12 protein-coding genes are annotated in these 20,964 nt (G+C 72.8%); 8 read left to right on the top strand and 4 right to left on the bottom strand.

All coding sequences use genetic code 11. The features are described from left to right. Positions 1–176 precede the first annotated feature (176 nt). Positions 177–4,961: an Ig-like domain repeat protein gene (locus H5V45_RS19965; protein WP_185254921.1), complete on the bottom strand. Its 4,785-nt coding sequence runs from the start codon at positions 4,959–4,961 to the stop codon at positions 177–179. A 222-nt stretch (positions 4,962–5,183) separates the two neighbouring features. Beyond that, positions 5,184–8,081 (bottom strand): M4 family metallopeptidase, encoded by a 2,898-nt coding sequence (locus tag H5V45_RS22480; protein ID WP_185254920.1) that lies wholly within the window; start codon positions 8,079–8,081, stop codon positions 5,184–5,186. Positions 8,082–8,318: 237 nt separating this feature from the next. On the opposite strand from H5V45_RS22480, the gene H5V45_RS19955 reads away from it, so the two are divergent. Further along, on the top strand, positions 8,319–10,982 hold the full coding sequence (locus tag H5V45_RS19955; RefSeq protein ID WP_185254919.1) for a DNA translocase FtsK: 2,664 nt from the start codon (positions 8,319–8,321) through the stop codon (positions 10,980–10,982). Next, the gene (locus H5V45_RS22780) at positions 10,979–12,910 is read left to right on the top strand and encodes a helix-turn-helix domain-containing protein (protein ID WP_221634663.1); all 1,932 of its coding nucleotides are present in this window, start codon (positions 10,979–10,981) and stop codon (positions 12,908–12,910) included. Before H5V45_RS19955 ends, H5V45_RS22780 begins: the two co-directional genes overlap by 4 nt. Before the next feature lie 19 nt (positions 12,911–12,929). Here the strand turns inward: H5V45_RS22780 and H5V45_RS19945 are convergent, their stop codons facing one another. Together H5V45_RS19945 and H5V45_RS19940 are read right to left on the bottom strand one after the other, a co-directional pair. Continuing rightward, positions 12,930–13,619, bottom strand: a complete 690-nt coding sequence (locus H5V45_RS19945; RefSeq protein ID WP_185254918.1) for a response regulator — start codon at positions 13,617–13,619, stop codon at positions 12,930–12,932. Then, positions 13,616–15,208, bottom strand: a complete 1,593-nt coding sequence (locus tag H5V45_RS19940) for a sensor histidine kinase (protein ID WP_185254917.1) — start codon at positions 15,206–15,208, stop codon at positions 13,616–13,618. The genes H5V45_RS19945 and H5V45_RS19940 overlap by 4 nt, the downstream gene beginning before the upstream one ends. A gap of 111 nt (positions 15,209–15,319) precedes the next feature. Here H5V45_RS19940 and H5V45_RS19935 point away from each other — a divergent pair, with 111 nt between their 5' ends. From H5V45_RS19935 to pgsA, 6 genes are all read left to right on the top strand, one after another. Continuing rightward, positions 15,320–16,327 (top strand): Bug family tripartite tricarboxylate transporter substrate binding protein, encoded by a 1,008-nt coding sequence (locus H5V45_RS19935; protein ID WP_185254916.1) that lies wholly within the window; start codon positions 15,320–15,322, stop codon positions 16,325–16,327. Further along, complete coding sequence (locus H5V45_RS19930; protein WP_185254915.1) at positions 16,324–16,836, top strand: tripartite tricarboxylate transporter TctB family protein; 513 nt, start codon at positions 16,324–16,326, stop codon at positions 16,834–16,836. The genes H5V45_RS19935 and H5V45_RS19930 overlap by 4 nt, the downstream gene beginning before the upstream one ends. Continuing rightward, complete coding sequence (locus tag H5V45_RS19925) at positions 16,836–18,377, top strand: tripartite tricarboxylate transporter permease (RefSeq protein WP_185254914.1); 1,542 nt, start codon at positions 16,836–16,838, stop codon at positions 18,375–18,377. The genes H5V45_RS19930 and H5V45_RS19925 overlap by 1 nt, the downstream gene beginning before the upstream one ends. Next, positions 18,374–18,772 carry a universal stress protein gene (locus H5V45_RS19920; RefSeq protein WP_185254913.1) on the top strand — a complete coding sequence of 133 codons (399 nt, stop codon included), beginning with the start codon at positions 18,374–18,376 and terminating at the stop codon, positions 18,770–18,772. Before H5V45_RS19925 ends, H5V45_RS19920 begins: the two co-directional genes overlap by 4 nt. Before the next feature lie 62 nt (positions 18,773–18,834). Beyond that, positions 18,835–20,340 (top strand): 30S ribosomal protein S12 methylthiotransferase RimO, encoded by a 1,506-nt coding sequence (gene rimO, locus H5V45_RS19915; RefSeq protein WP_185254912.1) that lies wholly within the window; start codon positions 18,835–18,837, stop codon positions 20,338–20,340. Continuing rightward, on the top strand, positions 20,337–20,954 hold the full coding sequence (gene pgsA / locus H5V45_RS19910; protein ID WP_185254911.1) for a CDP-diacylglycerol--glycerol-3-phosphate 3-phosphatidyltransferase: 618 nt from the start codon (positions 20,337–20,339) through the stop codon (positions 20,952–20,954). Before rimO ends, pgsA begins: the two co-directional genes overlap by 4 nt. The last annotated feature ends 10 nt before the right edge of the window (positions 20,955–20,964 follow it).

Genomic DNA, 20,964 nt, shown 5'->3' with positions numbered 1-20,964 from the left:
TCGTGACGCTCCGACGAGTCAGCGGAGTGCGACACGAGATCCGGTGGGCTTGGGTGGTTGATCCGGTTCACCAGGTGAACCGGATCAACCACACGAGCGACAGGCGCAGGTCCGGCTCCTCCGCACCTCGCCGGCCCCCACACCCGGGCGGCCGGCGTCGCACGTGGACCGGACCGTCAGCCCTTCCGCTTCACGACCCGAACGATGAACGTCGTCCGGCTCGGTGCCACGGTGGTCGAGCCGGGATAGGTCACCGTGAACGTGTGCTTGCCCGGCCCGAGCTTCCGGGTGACGGAGACAACCACCCTGCCGGCGGACAGCACCCCGGTGGCCACGGTCCTCTTGCCTTCGACGACCCGCACGGTGCCGCTCGGGACGAGCCCGGGTGCGCTCACCGTCACGGTCGCCTTGACCGGCTTGCCGACCCGGACCCGGTCGCTCTTCGGGACCGCCTTGGTGGTCGAGGCGGCGCGGGCGACGGTGGCGTTGACGGTCACGGTGGAGCCCGTGTGGTGCGCGTCGCCGGGGTACGAGACGACCAGCTGGTGACCGCCCACCGTCATCGACGGGGAGAGGGCGATGGTCGCGTGCCCGCCGTCGATCGCGGAGGTGCCGAGCACGGTGTCGCCCTCGGAGACGGTCACGGAGCCCACGGGGTCACCGACCCCGGACACCAGGACCTGCAGGTCGTGGGCGCTGCCGAACGTGGCGGGCTCGGGCGCGTGGGTCGCGGTCGTGGTCGAGCCCGCCCGGTCGACGGTGAGCAGCCGCGTGGTCGAGGACGGATCGTTGTCCGCGTCCCCTGCGTAGGCGAGGACCAGCTGGTGCTGGCCCGGCTCGAGGTCGGCCGGCAGCGAGAGGTCCGCCTCGCCCCCGACGAGACTTCCCGTCGCGAGGACGGTCTGGCCCTCGGCGACGCTCACCGTGCCGGTGGGGGTGCCGTGGCCCGTGACCGTCAGCGTGACGTGCGCGGGGGTGCCGTACGTCGACGTGCCGGACAGCGTGGCGGTGGTGGTCGACACGACCTTGGCCACGTAGGCCGTCACGTCGCTCGTGGAGCCGGCGTTGTGGGCGTCGCCTGCGTAGGTCACGCGCAGGGTGTGCGTGCCCACCGCCATCTCGGGCGGCAGCGCGACGGTCGCGTGACCGTCGGTGAGCGTGGCCGTGCCCAGCACGCCCTCGCCCTCGCTGACCGAGACGACGCCCGTGGGGGAGGCGCCGGAGACCAGGACCTGCACGGCGTGGTCGCCGCCGAGGACGACGGGGTCGGGCGTGTGCCCGGCGCTGGTCGTCGAGTCGGCACGGCGCACCGTCGCGAGCACCCCGGTGGAGGACGGGTCGTTGGTGTCGTCGCCCTGGTAGGCCACGACGAGCTGGTGGCTGCCGGGCTCCAGCGTGGCCGGCAGGACGAGGTCCGCGGCGCCGCCGACCAGGTCGGCCGTGCCGAGGACGGTGCCGTTCTCCGACACGGTCACGAGCCCGGCCGGGGTGCCGTGACCGGCGACCTGGACGCCGAGGTGCGCCGGTGCGCCGTACGCCGTCGGGTCCTGGGCCAGGGTGGCCGTGGTGGTCGAGACCCGCCGACCGATCGTCGCGACGACCTGCTCGGAGGACGCGAGGTTGTGCGCGTCCCCGGGGTAGTCGACGACCAGCGTGTGGGTGCCGACGCCGAGGTCCGTCGGCAGCGGCACGCTCGCGTGGCCGTTGCTGAGGTCGGCGGTGCCCAGGACGGTCGAGCCCTCGGAGACGGTGACGGTTCCCGAGGGAACACCTCCACCGGTCGCGACGACCTGCACCTCGTGCGCGCTGTCGAGGGCGGCCGGCTCGGGGCTGTGCACCACGCCCAGGGTCGAGGAAGCCCGCTCGACCGCGATGGTCCGCGTCTTCTGGGTCGCGTCGTGATCGGCGTCGCCGGAGTAGTCCACGGTCAGGTCGTGCGTGCCGACCTCGAGATCCGTGGGCAGAGGGACGTTGGCCGCCCCGTCGACCAGGTCGACGGTGCCCAACGTCGTGGAGCCCTCCGAGACGGTGACCGTGCCGGTCGGGGTGGTGGCGCTGGTCGCGGTGACCGCGAGCGAGCGGTTCGCGCCGTACGTCGTCGGGCCGGTGGGCTCGACGGCGAGGTCGACGCCGCGCAGGGACTCGCAGTGCACGATCTTGACGTTGTCGAGGTACCACCCGACCCGGCCGGAGCAGACGTCCTGGCCGAGGTCGAAGCGGAGCTGCACGTGGTCACCCGCGGCGGCGAGGGAGGCCAGGTCGATCTGGCTCGTGCCCCAGCTTCCCGCGTTGCTACCGGCATCCACGCCGCTCCACGCCCGCTCAGAGGCCATCGGGTTGTTGTTGCCGCCGGCGGCGGGGGTCAGCGTCGTGCTCGGTGCGTTCTGGACGTAGGCGGCCGGTGGGACCACCGTGAAGGGGCCGCCGTTGACGCTGACCTTGATGTTGCCGCCGTCGTAGCCCGGCTCCGTGGCGATGTAGTGGTCGAGGACGACGCGCGGCGACTGCCCCGCCGGCACCGTCAGGACCGGACTCGTGAGCGACTCGCGGCTGGCGTGCCCGGAGGGCCCGGGGGTGCACACGCTGCTGTCGGGGTTGGCGGCGTACGCCGCCGAGCCGGTGCGCCCGCGCGGCAGCCGGGTCGTCGCGACCCAGGGGGTGTGCTGGCCGTCGACGACCTGGCTGCTCGTCGTCCAGCCTTCGAGGCCGTCCGCGAAGTCCTCGCTCCAGTCGGTCCGGGTGTAGGTGCCGGCGCCGCAGGCCGACGGGCTGCCCGGTGCCAGGACGGCGGTGAAGTTGCACTGGGTCGGCGGGAGCCGCAGCTCGGTGGCCGCGGTGACCGCTGCGACGGAGTCGCAATCGGCGGAGCTGATCGGGTCGGCGGCCACCGCGGAGCCGCCCGGGACCAGCCGCACCTTGTTGATCGGCTGGCCGACCAGGTCGGTGCACGAGGACTGCAGCGCGTCGGCCAGGTCCGCGAAGTCGGAGGTCGGTGTGAGGTAGTTCGTCTGGGCGCGGAAGAAGATGTTCGCGGCCTTGTCCAGGCCCAGCCCGGTCACGGTCTGGCCGTTGTAGGAACCACCGTCGACCAGCAGCGCGTAGGTGTGGTTGACGACGCCCGAGTTGCTGTGGACGCCGCCGCTGTCGCTGGTGGCGGGGCCACACTTGTACTGCGCGTCCGAGACCTTGCCGGGGTCGCCGTAGCAGGTGGGGGTCCACATGTCGCGGATCGGACCGCCGTAGCTCGTGGACTTCTCCGAGGCCAGCCACCGCGTGGATGCGGTGCGGGGGACGGTGTCCTCGAGGCGGGCCGAGACCGGTCCCGACGCGAGGGCGGTGACGATCTGGTTGCGGTCGCTGAGGCGGATCTTCACCGAGGGGATGGTGATCGAGGAGTCGGCACCGCCCATGTTGGAGATCGGGCCCGCCACGTTGTCGCCGATGACGACGCCCGTGGCCCCGGCGATCTGGGCGTTCTTCACCTTCGTGACGAAGGGGCAGCCGCCCCGGTCCAGGAGGGCGATCTTGCCGGTGAGGGCGGTCGTGATCGTGTCGCACCCGAGGGTCGATCCCGACGCGGTGAAGCCCTGGACCACCTGGCTGAGAGCCCCCTGCGAGGGGACTCGCGGACCGAAGGACGCGGTACCGGCCGGGCAGTCCTGGGTGTACGGCGTCTGGACCTTCAGGGCCGGGACGCCCGGCGACTGGGCGGCGCAGGCCCCGTCCGGACGGGGCGCCGTGATGTCGCCCTCGCCCTCGTCCATGCGGCCGTTGATGAGGTCGACGGTCTCGCCCCAGATGTCGGAGTAGGCCTCGTTCATGGCCCCGGACTGCCACTGGTAGATCAGGCCGGAGGTGTACTCCGTGTAGGCGTGGGCCCACTCGTGCGCGACGACGTCGTCGGAGCTGACGCCGTTGCAGTAGTTGGTCGTCGTGCCGTTCCAGTTGGCGTTGGGGCAGGCGATCCGGCCGTCGTTGTTGACCGTCGTCATGGAGTGGCCGGCACCGTCGTAGGAGTCCCGCCCGAAGGTGTCCTTGAAGAACCAGTAGGCGTCGCCGGTGCCCTCGACCTCGTTGCGCTGGTCGGTGGTCAGCGAACCCGGGTAGGCGTCGCCCTCCTTCCAGACCTCGGTGAAGGTGGCCGGGTTGCTCGATCCGGCGGCCTCCTGGAGGTGACGGTCCAGGGCGTCGGTGATCTCGGACCACCGGTTGACCGGCTTGCCGGTCCGCGCGTCGACGATCACGACGTCGCGCACGGTGGTGCCGGCGCGCACCTCGACACGGTAGGCCAGCACGCTCTCGCCGACCTGAGCCCGGACAGCGCCGATCCGGTAGACGACGAGCGCGCTCGAGGAGGCGTGCAGCCCCCGGACCCGGGCCGGCCGACCGCGGTGCCCGGTGGGCGGGTCGGCGCGCACCGCGGCCACGGCGTGGGCGCGCGCCTGGGCCGCCGTGAACGCCGGGGTGGTGGACACCGTGATGTCCGGGACGGCGAAGCCGCTGACCGAGGTGAGTCGGCCCACGCGGTCGACGTTCACCTTAAGTTCGCTGCCGAAGACCGGGACTCCCCGGTAGCGCTGGGTGTAGGTGACCGTGCGCCCGTAGCGGTCGGCGGTCGTCGCCGTCCGCTGCAGCTGGGAGTACGGCGCCCCGAACGCCGGGGCGTAGCGGGCGAGGTAGCTGTCGGCCTTGGCGGCTGCCGCGGCCGCCGTGCGACCCGGACGACCCGGCAGCAGGTCACCCCCGCGCGTCGCGCGGACGAAGTCCAGCCGGCCGGTGGCCCGCTCCACGGAGGTCCGGACGTCGCCGTCGGCGGCACTCCTCAGCTGCTGCACGATGCTCCGGCTCGGGCTCGCGGCCGGCGCCGAGGGGGCCTGGACCGCCGAGGCCTGGACCACCGGGACGAGGGCGAGCCCGGTGGTGGCCAGGACGAGGCCGAGCGTCTGGCGGAGGATTCTCACGGTGTCTCCCGAGGTTGCGGACGGGGTCCGTCGTGAACCCGCGGGCACCTTAGGCAGGCCGCGGCCGGGCCCTTCGGTCGATCACGCGAAGATGGCCCGTTCGTGCCATCCGCACCAGGCGCGGGTAGTCCGTTCGGGGCAGGGGTGGATGGTCCGCCCCGGACGTGCGACGACCCCGCCGGACCGGGGTCCGACGGGGTCGTCGCGGGGTGCTGCGTGCGGTCAGCGCCGCCCGCTGGTGCGGCGGCGGTCGGCGACGGTGGCGCCGGCCTTCTTCTTGCAGACCTGGACCTTCACGTTGTCGACGTACCAGCCGTCGAGGCCCGCGGCGCAGTCACGACCCATGTCGAAGCGGATCTTGACCTTGTCGCCCGGCTTGGCGCCGGCCTTGGCGAGGTTCACGATCGACGTGCCCCACGAGCCGGTGGCCGTGCCGCCGTCCGTGCCGTTGAAGGCCTTCTGGCCGGCCATCGGGTTGCTGTTGCCCTGGTCGGCGGCGAGCAGCGCGCTGTTGGGCTTGTTGAAGGCGTAGGCGCCGTTGGGCACCACCTTGAACTTCCCGCCGTTCACGCTGATCTTGACGTTCCCGCCGTCGTAGCCGGCCTCGGTGGCCAGGTAGTGCTGGAACGACAGCCGCGGCGCGGCGCCCGACGGCAGGCGGATCGCCCGCGACGTGATCGCGTTGCTGCTGGCCACGTTGTCGTTGCGCGCGCAGGTGCCCGCGTCGGGGTCGGCACTCATGACGACGCGTCCGCGGTGCTTGCCGGGCGTGTTCTTCGTGCCCTTCCACGGGAAGCTGCGCGCCTTGCCGGTGCTGAGCACCTTCGACTTCGTCCACTTCTGCAGGCCGTGGCGGAAGCCGTCCTTGAAGACCGTCTTCGTGGTGAACTGCTTGCCGCAGACCGAGGGCGAGCCCTTCTTCAGCAGCGGCTTGTAGTTGCACTGGGTCGGCTTCTTGCGCAGCTGGACGGCGGCGGCGACGGCCTTGACCGCCGCGCAGTCGGCCGTGGTGATCGGCGCGGCCGCGGCACCCGGGGTGACCCGCTTGACCGAGAGCTGGCGGATCGGCTGGCCCGTCAGGGTCGCGCACGCGGCGTCGAGGCCGTCGGCCATGTCGGCGAAGTCCGACGTGGGCGTCAGGTGGTCGAGCTGGGTCAGCCACCAGAGGTTGGCCGCCTTGTCGAGGCCGATACCGGGCACGGTGACGCCGTTGTAGGTGCCGCCGTCCACGAGCAACGCGTAGGCGTGGTTCGGGACACCGGAGTTGAGGTGCACCCCGCCGCTGTCGCCCGTGCCGCAGTAGTACTCGGCGTCGGAGACCTTGCCGGCGTTGCCGTAGCAGGTGGGGGTCCACATGTCGCGCAGGGCGCCGCCGAAGACCTTGCCCTGCTCACCCACGAGCCAGCGCGTCGAGGCGGTGCGCTGGGCCGGGTCGATGTCGCGGATCGTGACGTTGACCGGGCCGGAGCCGAGCTTGGAGGCGATCGTCGCCCGGTCGGACCTCTTGATCATTACCGCGGGGATGGTGATGCCCTGCTCCTGGGTGCTCATCGGGATGACGTTCTCGTCGTAGCTGCCGACGATGATCGCGGTCGCGCCGGCGTCCTGGGCGTTCCGCGCCTGGGTGCCGTAGTCGCAGCCCGGGCGCTCGTAGGCCAGGGCGATGTGGCCGTTGACCGCGGCTGCGTTGGTGTACGGCGAGCAGCCGTCGTTGGTCGTGCCGCCGTCCGACTCCGCGACGTCCTTGGCCCGGACCACGTCGCCGGTGATGCCGGTCTTGTCGATCGTCGGGCCGAAGCTCGCGGCGGCCGCGTCGCACTCCTTCGCGATCGAGGCGGGAGCGTTGATCTTGACGCCCACCTCACCGCGGGTGGAGGTCGAGCAGGCGCCGACGGGGCGCGCGGCGGAGATGTTGCCCTCGCCGCCGTCCTCGCGGTTGTTGATCAGGTCGATCGTCTCGCCCCACACGTCGGAGTACGACTCGTTGAGCGCGCCGGACTGGTACTGGTAGACGAGGCCGGAGGTGTACTGCGTGTAGGCGTGGCCCCACTCGTGGGACACGATGTCGTCGGCCTCGGAGCCGGGGCACATGTTGATCTCGGTGCCGGTCCACTGGGCGTTCGGGCAGAAGGTGCCGTCCGGGTCGTCGAGGTTGGCGACCGTGACCATCTTCGCGCCGGCCCCGTCGAAGGAGTCGTAGTCGAAGGTGTTGGCGAACAGCCAGTAGGTGTTGCCGGCGTCGTACATGAGGTTCTGCTGCTCGGTCGTCAGCGAGCCCGGGAACGCGTCGCCGTCCTTCCAGACGAGGTTGGCCGGCTTCGACTGCTTCTCGTACAGCTCGCGGTCGGTCGCGAAGTCGGCGGCCTCGCTCGCGGTGTAGCGGTTGACGAGCTTGCCGGTCGCGGCGTCGACGAGGACCGACTCGTTGACGCCGGCGCCGTTGCCGACCGAGACCTGCCAGGCCAGGACGGCCTTGCCGGGCACGCCCTTGGTGGAGCCGGTGCGGTAGACGAGGAGCTTCGAGGCGGTGGCGCGGACCGTGCTGACGTCCGCGGTGCGCCCGCGCAGGCCCGGCGGGTCCGCCTTCACGTTCGCGACGGCGTACGACGCCGCGGTGCTCGCCGGCACGGCCGGGGTGACCGCGAGATCGAGGTCGGGGGCGGCGTAGCCGTTGACCGAGGTCAGGTCGCCCTGCCCGTCGAGGTTGGCCTTCACCATCGCACCGAAGACCGGGACGCCGTGGTACTGCTGCGTGTAGACGACCGTGCGGCCGTAGGGGCTGGTGGTCACCCGCGAGCGGACCAGCTCGCCCGGACCGGCGCCGAGCGCGGCGGCGTTCGTCGTGACGAACGCGTCGGCCTTGGCGATCGCGCCGGCCTGGGAGCTGCCGCCCAGCCGGGGCAGCAGGTCGCCGCCCCGGGAGACCCGGACGAACGCGATCCGCCCGGTGGCCGGGTCCTTCGTGATCGTGACGCGGCCGTCGGCCGCGCTGCGCAGCTGGGCGGTGCCCGGCGCGGCCGTGGGGGCCGTCTCGCCGACGGCGGCCGTCTGCAGCCCCGGGACGGCGGCGAGGCCGGCTCCCAGGAGCGCGAGGCTCAGCCCTTGCATGAGGAATTTCACGTGTTGATCCCCTCAGATCGAATGTTCTCCCGGGCGCAGTGACCCACGCCACCCTCGTAGCGCACCCTAGGGGACCGCGCAGGCGTAGGGACGTGTGTCGCGAGATTTCGCCGACCGCGTCCCGGACCGTGGTCCGGGGGTCCGGACCACCTCCCCGCCGACGTCGCTGCCGACCTCCCCGCCGACACGCTCTCTGTGATCCCTGTGACGGGTGTGACTTGGGATTAGGGTCTGAGCATGGCGACCCGTACGTCTTCCCCGCCGGGTTCGCGGAGCAAGAGCACGTCCTCATCCACGGCCGGCAGCAGCGGTCGAGGCAGCTCGAGCACCCGATCCCGGAGTACCGGCACGAAGCCCTCCAGCACGCGTTCCACGACGAGCCGCAGCACCGGCCGCTCGTCGTCGTCCAAGCGTGCCCCTGCCCGCAGCACCGCGAAGAAGCGGCCCGCCGCCCGGCGGCCCGCGCCGCGGGCGGTCCGCAACGGCCCCGGCCCGATCGCGCGCACCTTCCTGGCCCTGGGCCGCGGCCTCGCCGCGGTCTGGCTGGCGGTCGCGCACGCCGTGGGCGCCGCGGCCCGGGGGATCGGGCGCACCGCCCGCGACCTCGACCCCGAGCACCGTCGTGACGGTGCCGGCCTCTTCCTCCTCGGCCTCGCGGTCGTCGCCGCGGCCGCGGTGTGGTTCCAGCTGCCCGGCGGCGTCATGGACCTCGCCCGCACCGTCACCTCCGGCACCGTCGGCAAGGTGGGCTGGCTGGTCCCGCTCGCCCTGGTCCACGCCGGCTGGCGCACGATGCGCGACCCGCAGCAGAACGGCCCCGCCGGTCGCCAGGTCGTCGGCTGGACCGCTCTCGGCTTCGGCCTCCTCGGCATCGTCCACATCGCCAACGGCAACCCGCAGCCCGTCCGCGGCGACGCCAGCAAGCTGCAGGACGCCGGGGGAGCGGTGGGCTTCGTCGTCTCCTCGCTGCTGCTGGACCTGCTGCGCACGCCGTACGTCGTGGTGCCGCTGCTCGTGCTGATCGGCCTGTTCGGCCTGCTGGTGATCACCGGGACGCCGCTCTACCAGGTGCCCCACCGCCTCGCCGAGACCCGCGACCGGATGCTCGGCCGCGACCTCGACGTCGCGGACGAGGAGCCCACCCAGCCCGTGCGCACCCGCCGGGGCAAGCTCGCCGACGACTTCGACCCCGAGGGCGACCCCGCGTACGACAGCCCGGTCCTCGAGGACCGCGAGGTCAAGAAGCGCCGCGACCGGAAGCCCGACCCCATCGAGGTCGCGATGGCCGAGGCGGAGACCGACGCCGGGATCTCGATCTTCGCGCCCGACGTCGTCGCCCACGAGCGCGAGGAGAAGGTCGACAAGGCCGACCTCGAGCCGCCGCCGCACACCCCGCTCCCGCCGCGCGTGGAGCAGCTCGCGCTGTCCGGCGACATCACCTACTCCCTGCCGGCCAACGAGGTCCTCAAGCCCGGGTCGGTCCACAAGGCCCGCTCCAAGGCCAGCGACGCCGTCGTCGAGCGCCTCACCCAGGTGATGGACGAGTTCAACATCGACGCCCAGGTCACCGGTTACACCCGCGGCCCGACGGTCACGCGCTACGAGGTCGAGGTCGGCCCCGCGGTCAAGGTCGAGAAGGTCACCGCCCTGTCGAAGAACATCGCGTACGCCGTCGCGTCGGCCGACGTGCGGATCCTCAGCCCGATCCCCGGCAAGTCCGCGATCGGCATCGAGATCCCGAACACCGACAAGGAGGTCGTCTCGCTGGGCGACGTCCTGCGCTCGAACACCGCCCGCTCCGACCACCACCCGATGGTGGTCGGGCTCGGCAAGGACGTCGAGGGCGGCTTCGTCGTCGCCAACCTGGCGAAGATGCCGCACCTGCTCGTCGCCGGCGCCACCGGCTCGGGCAAGTCGTCGTTCATCAACTCGATGATCACCTCGATCCTGATGCGCTCGACGCCCGACGAGGTCCGGATGATCATGGTCGACCCCAAGCGGGTCGAGCTGAACGCCTACGAGGGCGTCCCGCACCTGATCACGCCGATCATCACGAACCCCAAGAAGGCCGCCGAGGCCCTGGCGTGGGTCGTGCGCGAGATGGACATGCGCTACGACGACCTGGCCAACTTCGGCTTCCGCCACATCGACGACTTCAACAAGGCCGTCCGGGCGGGCAAGGTCGAGGTGCCGCCGGGCAGCGAGCGCGAGCTGTCGCCCTACCCCTACCTGCTGGTGATCGTCGACGAGCTCGCGGACCTGATGATGGTCGCCCCGCGCGACGTCGAGGACGCGATCGTCCGGATCACCCAGCTGGCCCGTGCCGCCGGCATCCACCTGGTGCTCGCCACGCAGCGACCCAGCGTCGACGTCGTCACCGGCCTGATCAAGGCCAACGTGCCGTCCCGCCTCGCGTTCGCCACGTCGTCGGTCACCGACAGCCGCGTCATCCTCGACCAGCCCGGTGCCGAGAAGCTGGTCGGCCAGGGTGACGGCCTGTTCCTGCCGATGGGCTCGTCCAAGGCCGTGCGCGTCCAGGGTTCCTGGGTCACCGAGACCGAGATCGCCCAGGTCGTCAAGCACTGCAAGGCGCAGCTCGAGCCGACGTACCGCGACGACGTCACCGCACCGGCGGCCGCCAAGCGGGACCTCGACGACGACATCGGCGACGACATGGACCTGGTCATCCAGGCCATCGAGCTGGTCGTGTCGACGCAGTTCGGCTCGACCTCGATGCTGCAGCGCAAGCTCCGCGTCGGCTTCGCGAAGGCGGGCCGGCTGATGGACATCATGGAGAGCCGCGGCGTGGTGGGACCCAGCGAGGGTTCCAAGGCGCGTGACGTGCTCGTGAAGCCCGACGAGATCGATGGCGTCATCGCGACGCTCCAGGGGGAGATGTGAGTACCGTTCACGCCGACCGGCTCGACCACCACGACGACCCCACCCCCGAGCCCCTGGGCCTGGCCCCGGAGCCGGTCGAGATCCGTCGCAACGCGGGCCTCGCCGCCCTCGTGGGCGCGGTCGCCTCGGCCGTGGCCATCGCCTACCTCGCCCGGGCCACCGGCACCGGCTCGGTGCTCGACTGGACGCTGTTCGCGGTGATGGGCGTCCTCGGCGTCAGCAACCTCGCGGCGCTCGTCGACGCCCGCACGCCGCTGCTCGTCGCCGACAGCCAGGGTGTCCGGATCCGGCTCGGCCGGACCTGGCGCGGCATGCCGTGGGGTGCCCTCGCCCGCGTGGAGCACACGCCCCGCCGCGGCCCGTTCCACGACGGCCGGCTGGTCCTGGTCGCCCACGCCCCCGACCGGGTGCTCGGCGAGCTCGACGCCAGCGGCCGCCGCCAGTCCCGCCTCGCCGAGAAGCTGTACGGCGCCCCGTTCGCCGTCCCGCTGGCCCTCTCGACCCGCGTCACCGGCGCGGGCGAGGACCTGACGGACGCGCTCGCGCGGCTCGCCGGCAGCGCGTCGGCCGTCGTCGAGATCGAGCCGCAGGTCGACGAGGCCGTCGACGAGCTCGAGGACGACCTGCTCGAGGACGACGTCCTCGACGAGCACGACGCCGAGCCGGAGTCGTGGCACGACTCCGAGGTCGACGTCGACGTCGACGAGCACGACGAGGAGTGGCTCGACGAGCCCCGCACCCGCGCCTGGCACGACCCGCGCCCCGCGCTCGCGCACGGCATCGGCGTGCTCTCCGCGGCGCTCCAGCGCCGCCGCGAGGCCATCGGGGCCGAGCCCGAGGTCGCGCCCGCCCTGCGCGCGGAGCACGACGAGGTCGGTGAGCCCACCGTGGCGATGCCGATCATCGCGAGCGCCACGCCCAGCCCGCTGCGCGACCCCGTCACCGCGATCCGCGCCGAGATCCGCAGCGACCTGACGCTGGGTGGTCCGGTGCTGGGCGCCACCGCCCTGGCCCACGACCACGCCGACGACGAGGACGGCAGCCGCCGGGAGCTCCCCGAGGCCCGCGAGCTGCGCCGCCCCGGCAGCGTCAACCTGGTCGAGGACACCGTGCTGTGGGGCGACCGGGTCCGCCCGATCGCCCGCGCCGGCGCCTCGGTCGAGCCGATCGTCATCGACGACTTCTCCGCCGAGCCGGCCGAGGACCCGATCATCGGTCCCGAGTTCGCCGCGGCCCGCACCCGCCTGGGCCTCACGGTCGACCAGCTCGCCGACCGCACCCGGATCCGCCCGCACGTCATCGAGTCGATCGAGGTCGACGACTTCGTCCCGTGCGGCGGCGACTTCTACGCCCGCGGCCACCTGCGCACCCTCGCGCGGGTCCTCGGCATCGACGTCGCTCCGCTCCTGACGTCGTACGACGAGCGCTACGCCGACGCGCCGATCAACCCGCGCCGCGTCTTCGAGGCTGAGCTCGCCACGGGCGCGCACGGCTCGATCCGCGGCACCCGCGGCGGCCCGAACTGGTCGGTGCTGGTGGCGGCCGTGATGGCGGTCGTGCTGGTGTGGTCGATCGCCCGCCTGGTCATGGACAGCCCCGTGGAGCTGCGCCAGCAGGCGCCGATCCTCAACGGCTCCAACGGCCCGGACAACACGCTGAACATGCTCGGCGACCCGGTGCCGGTCGTGCTGACCGCCAAGGCCGGCGGCGCCCACGTCGTCGTCTACGACGGCGCCGGTGAGGTCGCCTTCCGTGGCGACCTGGCCTACGGCGAGAGCCGTGAGGTCAAGGGGGTCGCCCCGCCGGTCCGGGTGCAGAGCTCGGACGGCGCGCTCGAGGTCGAGGTCGACGGCACCAGCCGCGGCGCGGTCGGCGCCGAGGGCCAGCCCGCGCAGAACACGTTCACCGTCCGCAAGGACGGCAGCTGACGGCACCTGACGGGGCCGGTCAGCCCGACGCCCGGTAGCGGCGCTCGGGCCGGCCGGCCCCGCCGTACTTCAGCCGGACCGCCGCCCGCCCCTGGGCCACGTAGTGCTCGAGGTAGCGGCGGGCGCTGACCCGCGAGACGCCGACCTCGTCGGCGCACTCGGCCGCGGAGAGCTCCCGGCCCGACGCCAGCGCCTCCAGCACGGCCGCCGCGGTCTCGACGCTCAGCCCCTTGGGCAGCGCCTCGCGACCGCGGCCCAGCGGCGCGAAGACCGCGTCGATGTCCTCCTGGCCCGCAGTCGCCACGCCGGCCAGCGCGAGGTGCGCCTGCCGGAACGACTCGAGCCGGGTGAGCAGGTCGTCGAACTCGAACGGCTTGACCAGGTAGTGCGCCGCCCCGGCCGCCGCCGCGGCCCGCACGGTGTCGGCCTCCCTGGCGGCGGTCACCATCATCACGCCGACGTCGTTGCCGGCGCCCCGCAGCCGGCGCAGCACGTCGACCCCGCTGAGGTCGGGCAGGTGCACGTCGAGGAGCACCAGGTCGGGCCGCAGCCGCTCGATCTCGGCCAGTGCCGTCGTGCCGGTCGCCGCGACCCCCACGACGCGGAAGCCCGGCGCGCGCTCGACGAAGCGCGTGTGGATCGAGGCGACCATGAAGTCGTCGTCGACGATCAGCACGGCGAGGTCGTCGCGCGGGGCGGGGGTGGTCATGCGGGTCCTGGTCGCTGGGGGAGGCGGGCGGTGAAGACGGCGCCGCCGTCGTTGTGCACCGACACGGAGCCGGAGCGACGCTCGCACACCAGCTGCACGAGGGCCAGCCCGACACCCCGGCCGCTCGCGTCGCCGGGCTTGGTCGTGTAGCCGCGCTCGAAGACCGCCGCGTCCTCCGGCACGCCCGCCCCGGTGTCCGCGACCTGCACGAGGACGACGTCCCCGTCCCGGGAGAGGCGTACGACGACCCGGGAGCCGCCCGCGTCGACGGTGGCGTCCACGGCGTTGTCGACGAGGTTGCCGAGCACCGTCCCGACGTCGGCGGACAGCTCGTGCTCGAGCCGCGGGAGGGCGGACAGGTCGTCGAGGACCAGCCCGATGCCGCGCTCGGCGGCCAGGCTCACCTTCGCGATGAGCAGCGCCGCCACGGACGGGTCGTCGACGTGGTCGGTGACCTGCCGGCTGATCTCGGCGCGACGCCGGCTGAGCGCCCCGATGACGCGGGAGGCCTCGTCGTACTCCTCGAGCTGGAGGAGCCCGGAGATCGTGTGCAGCTGGTTGCTGAACTCGTGCGTCTGGGCGCGCAGCGTCCGCGTCACGCTCTCGCGGGCGGCGAGCTCGCTCTGCATGGCGAGCAGCTCGGTGCGGTCGCGCAGGGTGGCGACGGTGCCGACCTGGCGCCCCTCGTGGAGCACCCGGTTGCGGTTGAGCACGATCACGCGGCCGGCGACCATCAGGACGGCGTCGCGCACGTCGGAGTCGTCGAGGAGGACGTCGCGGACCGAGTCGGCCAGGGGCAGGGCGGCCAGCTGCCGGCCCTCGGCGGTGCCCTCGGGCAGGCCGAGCAGCTCGCAGGCGCTGTCGCTCATCACGGTGACGGCGCCGTCGTTGCCGACGGCCACGACCCCCTCGCGGATCGAGTGGAGCAGCGCCTCGCGCTGGTCGGCCAGGGCGCCGATCTCGGCCGGCTCGAGGCCGCGGGTGCGGCGCTTGATGAGGCGCGCGAGCAGCCAGGACCCGGCCACGCCGAGCGCGAGTCCCAGCCCGAGGAACGACAGCAGGTCCGGCGCTGCGGCGACGAGGCGCTGGCCGAGCGAGGGGTAGGCCTCGGCCACCATCACGATCCCGACCACGCGGCCCTGGTTGCTGATCACGGGGACCTGGGCCGCGATCGACCGGCGGCCGTCGTCGTCCACGTCACCGGTCCAGGACCGGCCCTGCCGCACGTCGCTGGAAGAGAGGTCCAGCGCGCCACCGACCGGGGCCGGGCCGGTGCCCGCCACGACGGTGCCGTCCGCGCGGGCGACGTACACCGAGCTGGCGACGTACGTCCGCTGCGTCTGGGCCGGGTAGTACGCCAGCGACGCCGGCACCCGGTCCTCGGCCAGCAGCGTGCGGACCGCCGGGTTGCCGGCGAGGTTCTCCGCGCCGGCCCGCAGCCGGGCACCGCGGGTGTCGCTGAACTCCGCGTCGCTCTGGCGCACCGACACGACGCTGGTCACCGCGAGCGCGAGCAGCAGCACGACCAGCTGCAGCACGAGGAACTGCCCGGCGAGGCTGACCCGGGCACGGCTCCGCCCGGGGCGCATCGACGCAGGTGACCACAAGTTCCACAACCTCCATTGGTTGCCTAATGGTGACGCACGACACAGGGTCCGTGACGATCGACCCGATCCACCCACGACGAGAGGACCCCCCGGATGGCACGCACCACCCGACGGCGTCGGTGCCCGCGGTCCCTGGCGACCGCGCTGGCCCTGGCGCTCGCCGCGGTCACGGTGAGCGGCTGCGGCGTCACGCGCGGCGCCGACGACCGCGACCTCGCGATGATGATCCCGAACAGCCCCGGCGGCGGCTACGACCAGACCGGCCGGGCCGCGGTGACGGTGCTGGAGCAGGACGGCATCACCGGCGGCTCCTTCGAGGTCACCAACATCATGGGCGCGGGCGGCTCGGTCGCGATGACCCGGCTGATGAACGCCGAGGGCGACGAGAACACCATGATGACCGTCGGCCTCGGGGTCGTCGGCTCGCTCTACTCGTTCGGCCTCGACTACCGGCTGCAGGACGCCACCCCGCTGGCCCAGCTGATCGAGGACCAGGAGGGCGTGCTGGTGCCGGCGGACTCGCCGTACCGCACGATCGAGGACTTCGTGAAGGCCTGGCAGGCCGACCCGCACGGCATCGTCGTCGGCGGCGGCTCCTCGCCGGGTGGCCCCGACCACCTCTTCCCGATGCAGCTGGCCAAGGCGCTCGACATCGAGCCGAAGAAGGTCCGCTACGTGCCGTACGACGGCGGCGGCCCGCTCACGAGCGCCCTGCTCGGCCACAAGATCCAGGTCGGCTTCTCCGGGCTCGGCGAGTTCGAGGGCCAGATCGAGGCCGGCGAGCTGCGGGCGCTGGCCGTCTCCGGCGACGAGCGGCTCACCGGCGCGTCGGTCAAGGACGTGCCGACCCTGACCGAGTCGGGCATCGACCTGGTCTTCACCAACTGGCGCGGGGTGCTCGCGCCCCCGGGCATCTCCGACGAGCGGCGCGACGAGCTGATCGGCTACCTGCAGGAGATGCACGACAGCCCGGAGTGGCAGCAGGCGCTGGAGGACAACGGCTGGATCGACGCGTTCCGCACCGGGGACGACTTCGAGGCCTTCCTGGAGGAGCAGGACGCGCGCGTCGCGTCGACGTTGAAGGAGCTGGGACTCATATGAGCACGACCACCACACGACCCACCGACGGAGCGGTGCGGGACCTCCCGCAGCTCGGCCTCGCGGCCCTGCTCGCGGTCACCGGTGGCTACACGGTCTACGACGCCTCGACGCTCGAGGTCGGCTTCGCCGACCCGGTCGGGCCGCGGGTCTTCCCGTACGTCGTCGGCGCCGTGCTGCTGGTGCTCGCGGCGCTCCTGGTCCTGGCCACGCTGCGCGGCGACCGGCCCGAGGAGGAGGGCGGGGAGGACATCGACCTGACCCAGCCCGCGGACTGGGAGACCGTCCTCAAGCTCGTCGGCGTCCTGGTCTTCACGATCGCCACCGTCGGCTTCCTCGGCTGGGCGATCACCGGGGCCGCGCTGTTCGCCGGCGCCACCTGGGCGCTCGGCAGCCGGACCCTGGTGCGCGACGTGCTGATCGGCGCGGTCCTCTCCGTGACGAGCTGGTACGCCTTCTACGTCGGCCTGGGCATCCCGCTCAGCCCCGGCCTCCTGGACGGAGTCCTCTGATGGGCAGCCTCGACCTGCTGTGGGGCGGCCTGGAGGCCGCGCTCACGCCCACCAACCTCATGTACGCCGCCATCGGCGTCCTGCTCGGCACCTTCGTCGGCGTCCTGCCCGGGATCGGCCCGGCGATGGCCGTGGCCCTGCTGCTCCCGGTCACCTTCGGCCTGGACGCCACCCCGGCGTTCATCATGTTCGCGGGCATCTACTACGGCGGCATGTACGGCGGGTCGACGACCTCGATCCTGCTCAACACACCGGGGGAGTCCGCCTCGGTCATGACGGCCATCGAGGGCAACAAGATGGCCAAGAAGGGTCGCGCCGCCCAGGCGCTCGCCACCGCCGCCATCGGGTCGTTCGTCGCCGGCACCATCGGCACCCTGCTGGTGGTCTTCTTCGCCCCGCCGCTGGCCCGGATCGCGGTCGAGATCGGCGCCCCGTCGTACCTCGCCGTGACGCTGATGGCGATGGTCCTGGTGACCAGCGTGCTCGGCTCCTCCCGGCTGCGCGGCTTCATCGGGCTGTTCCTCGGCCTCACCATCGGCCTGGTCGGCCTGGACCTCAACACCGGGCAGCCGCGGCTCAGCTTCGGCACCCCGCAGCTGGCCGACCGGCTCGACATCGTCGTGGTCGCGGTCGGCATCTTCGCCCTGGGCGAGGCGCTCTGGGTCGCTGCGCACCTGCGCCGCCGCCCGCTCGAGATCATCCCCGTGGGCCGGCCGTTCATGGGCCGCGACGACTGGCGCCGGTCGTGGAAGCCGTGGCTGCGCGGCACCGCCCTGGGCTTCCCCTTCGGCGCGATCCCGGCCGGTGGTGCCGAGACCCCGACGTTCCTCTCCTACGTGCTGGAGCGGCGCCTGGCCCGCAACGGCGACGAGTTCGGCAAAGGCGCCATCGAGGGCGTCGCCGGCCCGGAGGCCGCGAACAACGCCTCGGCCGCCGGCACCTTCGTCCCGCTGCTCGCCCTCGGGCTGCCCGTCACGGCGACGGCCACGATCATGCTGGCGGCGCTGCAGGGCTACGGCATCAACCCGGGGCCGCAGCTGATGACCGAGCACGCCGACCTGGTGTGGACGCTGCTGGCCAGCCTGCTGATCGGCAACACGCTGCTGCTGGTGCTCAACCTGCCGCTCGCCCCGCTCTGGGCGCGGCTGCTGCGGATCCCGCGGCCCTACCTCTACGCGGGCATCCTGTTCTTCGCCTCGCTGGGGGCCTACGCCGCCAACCAGGAGGCGTTCGACCTCTTCCTGCTGCTGGTCTTCGGGCTGATCGGCCTCGCCATGCGCCGCTTCGCGGTGCCGGTGCTGCCGCTCATCCTGGGTGTGATCCTCGGCCCGCTGATGGAGTCGAAGCTGCGCGAGGCGCTGGCCATCTCCGACGGCTCGCCGTCGGGGCTGGTCAACGAGCCGCTCGCGGTCGTGGTCTACCTGATCATCGCGCTGCTGCTCCTCGCACCGCTGGTGACCCGGCGGCTGCGTCCCCGCACCCCGGCACCGGTCACGACCCCGACCGAGCCGACCGACGACCGACAGAAGGTGGACCGATGAGCCAGCAGGCGATCGTGGTGGGCTGGGCCCCGGGCCCGTACGGCACGGCGGCGGTGGACGCCGCCCTCGGGGAGGCGCGCCTGCGCGGGCACCGGGTGGTCGTCGTGAACGCGACCCGCGGGGACGCCCTCGTGGACGAGCACTACGCCCGGGGCGAGGACGTGCAGGCGCTGGAGCGGCTGCTCGCGGACTCGGGCGTCGAGAGCGAGGTGCGCCAGTCGCTCGGGGCCGACGTGGGCGACCAGGTCCTGCGGGTGGCGCAGGAGGTGTCGGCCGCGCTCGTCGTGATCGGTCTGCGCCGGCGTACGCCCGTCGGGAAGCTGATCATGGGCAGCGTCGCGCAGCGCATCCTGCTGGGCGCGGACTGCCCGGTGCTGGCGGTCAAGCCTGCGTGACGGGCGACTCGTCGCCGCGAGTTCGCCCGCAGGTGCCCGGGACGGTCATACTCGGGGGGATCATGACTGCCTCCGACACCCGCCCTCTGGCCCCTCCGACGACGGGCGCCCCCCTCTCGGTGGCCCTCGTGACCCTGGGCTGTGCCCGCAACGAGGTCGACTCCGAGGAGATGGCCGGACGGCTCGAGGCCGGCGGCTTCGTCCTCGTCGACGACCCGGCCGACGCCGACACCGTCGTGGTGAACACCTGCGGCTTCGTCGAGGCTGCCAAGAAGGACTCCGTCGACACGCTACTCGCGGCGGCCGACCTCAAGGGGCAGGTCCGCGCGGACGGCGGCAGCACCCAGGCCGTCGTGGCCGTCGGCTGCCTGGCCGAGCGCTACGGCAAGGACCTCGCCGAGTCGCTGCCCGAGGCCGACGCCGTGCTCGGCTTCGACGACTACCCCGACATCGCCGCGCGGCTGCGCTCGATCGTGGCGGGGGAGACCCACCACCCGCACACCCCGCAGGACCGCCGGCTGCTGCTGCCGATCTCGCCCGTCGAGCGCGACGCGGGCGCGCTGAGCGTCCCCGGGCACGGGCTCGACCAGGCGGGGCTCGACGAGATCGGCTCCAACGCCCCGGCGACCGGCCCCCGCGCCGTACGCCGCCGTCTCGACGGCGGCCCGATGGCGCCGCTCAAGCTCGCCAGCGGCTGCGACCGGCGCTGCTCGTTCTGCGCGATCCCGTCCTTCCGCGGCTCCTTCGTCAGCCGCCGCCCCAGCGACGTCCTGCAGGAGGCGCACTGGCTGGCCGAGCAGGGTGCCCGCGAGCTGTTCCTCGTGAGCGAGAACTCCACGTCGTACGGCAAGGACCTCGGCGACATCCGCCTCCTCGAGACGCTGCTGCCCGAGCTGGCCAGCATCGACGGGATCGAGCGGGTGCGGGTGTCCTACCTCCAGCCGGCCGAGACGCGCCCCGGCCTGGTCGAGGCGATCGCGACCACGCCCGGCGTGGCGCCGTACTACGACCTCTCCTTCCAGCACGCCAGCGCCACCGTGCTGCGCCGGATGCGCCGCTTCGGCGACCCCGAGAGCTTCCTCGGCCTGCTCGAGCGGGTCCGGGCCCTCGCGCCCGAGGCGGGCGTCCGGTCCAACGTGATCGTCGGCTTCCCCGGCGAGACCGAGGACGACCTCCAGACGCTCTGCGACTTCCTCATCGCCGCCCGGATGGACGTGACCGGCGTGTTCGGCTATTCCGACGAGGACGGCACCGAGGCCGAGTCCTTCGACGGCAAGCTCGACGAGGACGAGGTCCGCGCCCGCACCGAGCACGTCACCGCCCTGGTCGAGGAGCTCAACGCCCAGCGCGCGGAGGAGCGGATCGGCGAGACCGTCAGCGTGCTGGTCGAGGCGCTCGCGGGCCCCGAGGGCGAGCAGAGCGCCGAGGGGCGTGCCGCCCACCAGGGCCCCGAGGTCGACGGCACCACCACGGTCGACGTCGTCCCGGCCGGCACCCGCATCGGCGACCTGCTCACCGCCACGGTCGTCGCGACCGAGGGCGTCGACCTGATCGGAGCACTGCGATGACCGAGGCCCCGGCCCGCACCCAGCCCAGCAACTGGAACCTCCCCAACGCGCTCACCACCCTGCGCATCGTGATGGTGCCGTTCTTCGGCTGGGCGCTGCTCGTCGACGGCGGCGACTCGATCCTGTGGCGCTGCATCGCCTACGTGCTCTTCGCGGTCGCGATGATCACCGACAAGATCGACGGCGACATCGCCCGGGCCCGCAACCTGGTCACGAACTTCGGCAAGATCGCCGACCCGATCGCCGACAAGGCGATCACCGGCATGGCCTTCATCGGGCTGTCCATCGTCGGCGACATCTGGTGGGCGGTCACGGTCGTCGTGCTGTTGCGCGAGTGGAGCGTGACGCTGCTGCGGCTCTCGATCGCCAAGCGCGTCGTCATCGCGGCCAAGGACCTCGGCAAGCTGAAGACGACCGTGCAGGCCCTGGCCCTCGGCGGGCTGACCCTGCCGCTGCGCGACCCGGACCTCCCCGACGCGCTGCAGACGCCGGGCGAGGTGCTGTTCTACGTGTCCGAGGTGGCCCTCGCGGCGGCCGTGGCGCTGACCCTCTGGTCGGGCTACGAGTTCTTCCGCGACGTGTGGCGCCAGCGCGCCACCGTCACCAGCAACTGATCACCGATCG

This window comes from Nocardioides luti (assembly GCF_014212315.1).
GTDB classification, from domain to species: Bacteria; Actinomycetota; Actinomycetes; order Propionibacteriales; family Nocardioidaceae; genus Nocardioides; species Nocardioides luti.
Note: the sequence above shows the minus strand (reverse complement) of the source record. Positions and strands in the feature narration are given on the sequence as shown.

Coding starts and splice junctions, on each gene's coding strand:
- H5V45_RS19955 (WP_185254919.1), top strand. CDS start 8,319: ATGGCGACCCGTACGTCTTCCCCGCCGGGTTCGCGGAGCAAGAGCACG.
- H5V45_RS19945 (WP_185254918.1), bottom strand. CDS start 13,619: ATGACCACCCCCGCCCCGCGCGACGACCTCGCCGTGCTGATCGTCGAC.
- H5V45_RS19940 (WP_185254917.1), bottom strand. CDS start 15,208: ATGCGCCCCGGGCGGAGCCGTGCCCGGGTCAGCCTCGCCGGGCAGTTC.
- H5V45_RS19935 (WP_185254916.1), top strand. CDS start 15,320: ATGGCACGCACCACCCGACGGCGTCGGTGCCCGCGGTCCCTGGCGACC.
- H5V45_RS19930 (WP_185254915.1), top strand. CDS start 16,324: ATGAGCACGACCACCACACGACCCACCGACGGAGCGGTGCGGGACCTC.
- H5V45_RS19925 (WP_185254914.1), top strand. CDS start 16,836: ATGGGCAGCCTCGACCTGCTGTGGGGCGGCCTGGAGGCCGCGCTCACG.
- H5V45_RS19920 (WP_185254913.1), top strand. CDS start 18,374: ATGAGCCAGCAGGCGATCGTGGTGGGCTGGGCCCCGGGCCCGTACGGC.
- rimO (WP_185254912.1), top strand. CDS start 18,835: ATGACTGCCTCCGACACCCGCCCTCTGGCCCCTCCGACGACGGGCGCC.
- pgsA (WP_185254911.1), top strand. CDS start 20,337: ATGACCGAGGCCCCGGCCCGCACCCAGCCCAGCAACTGGAACCTCCCC.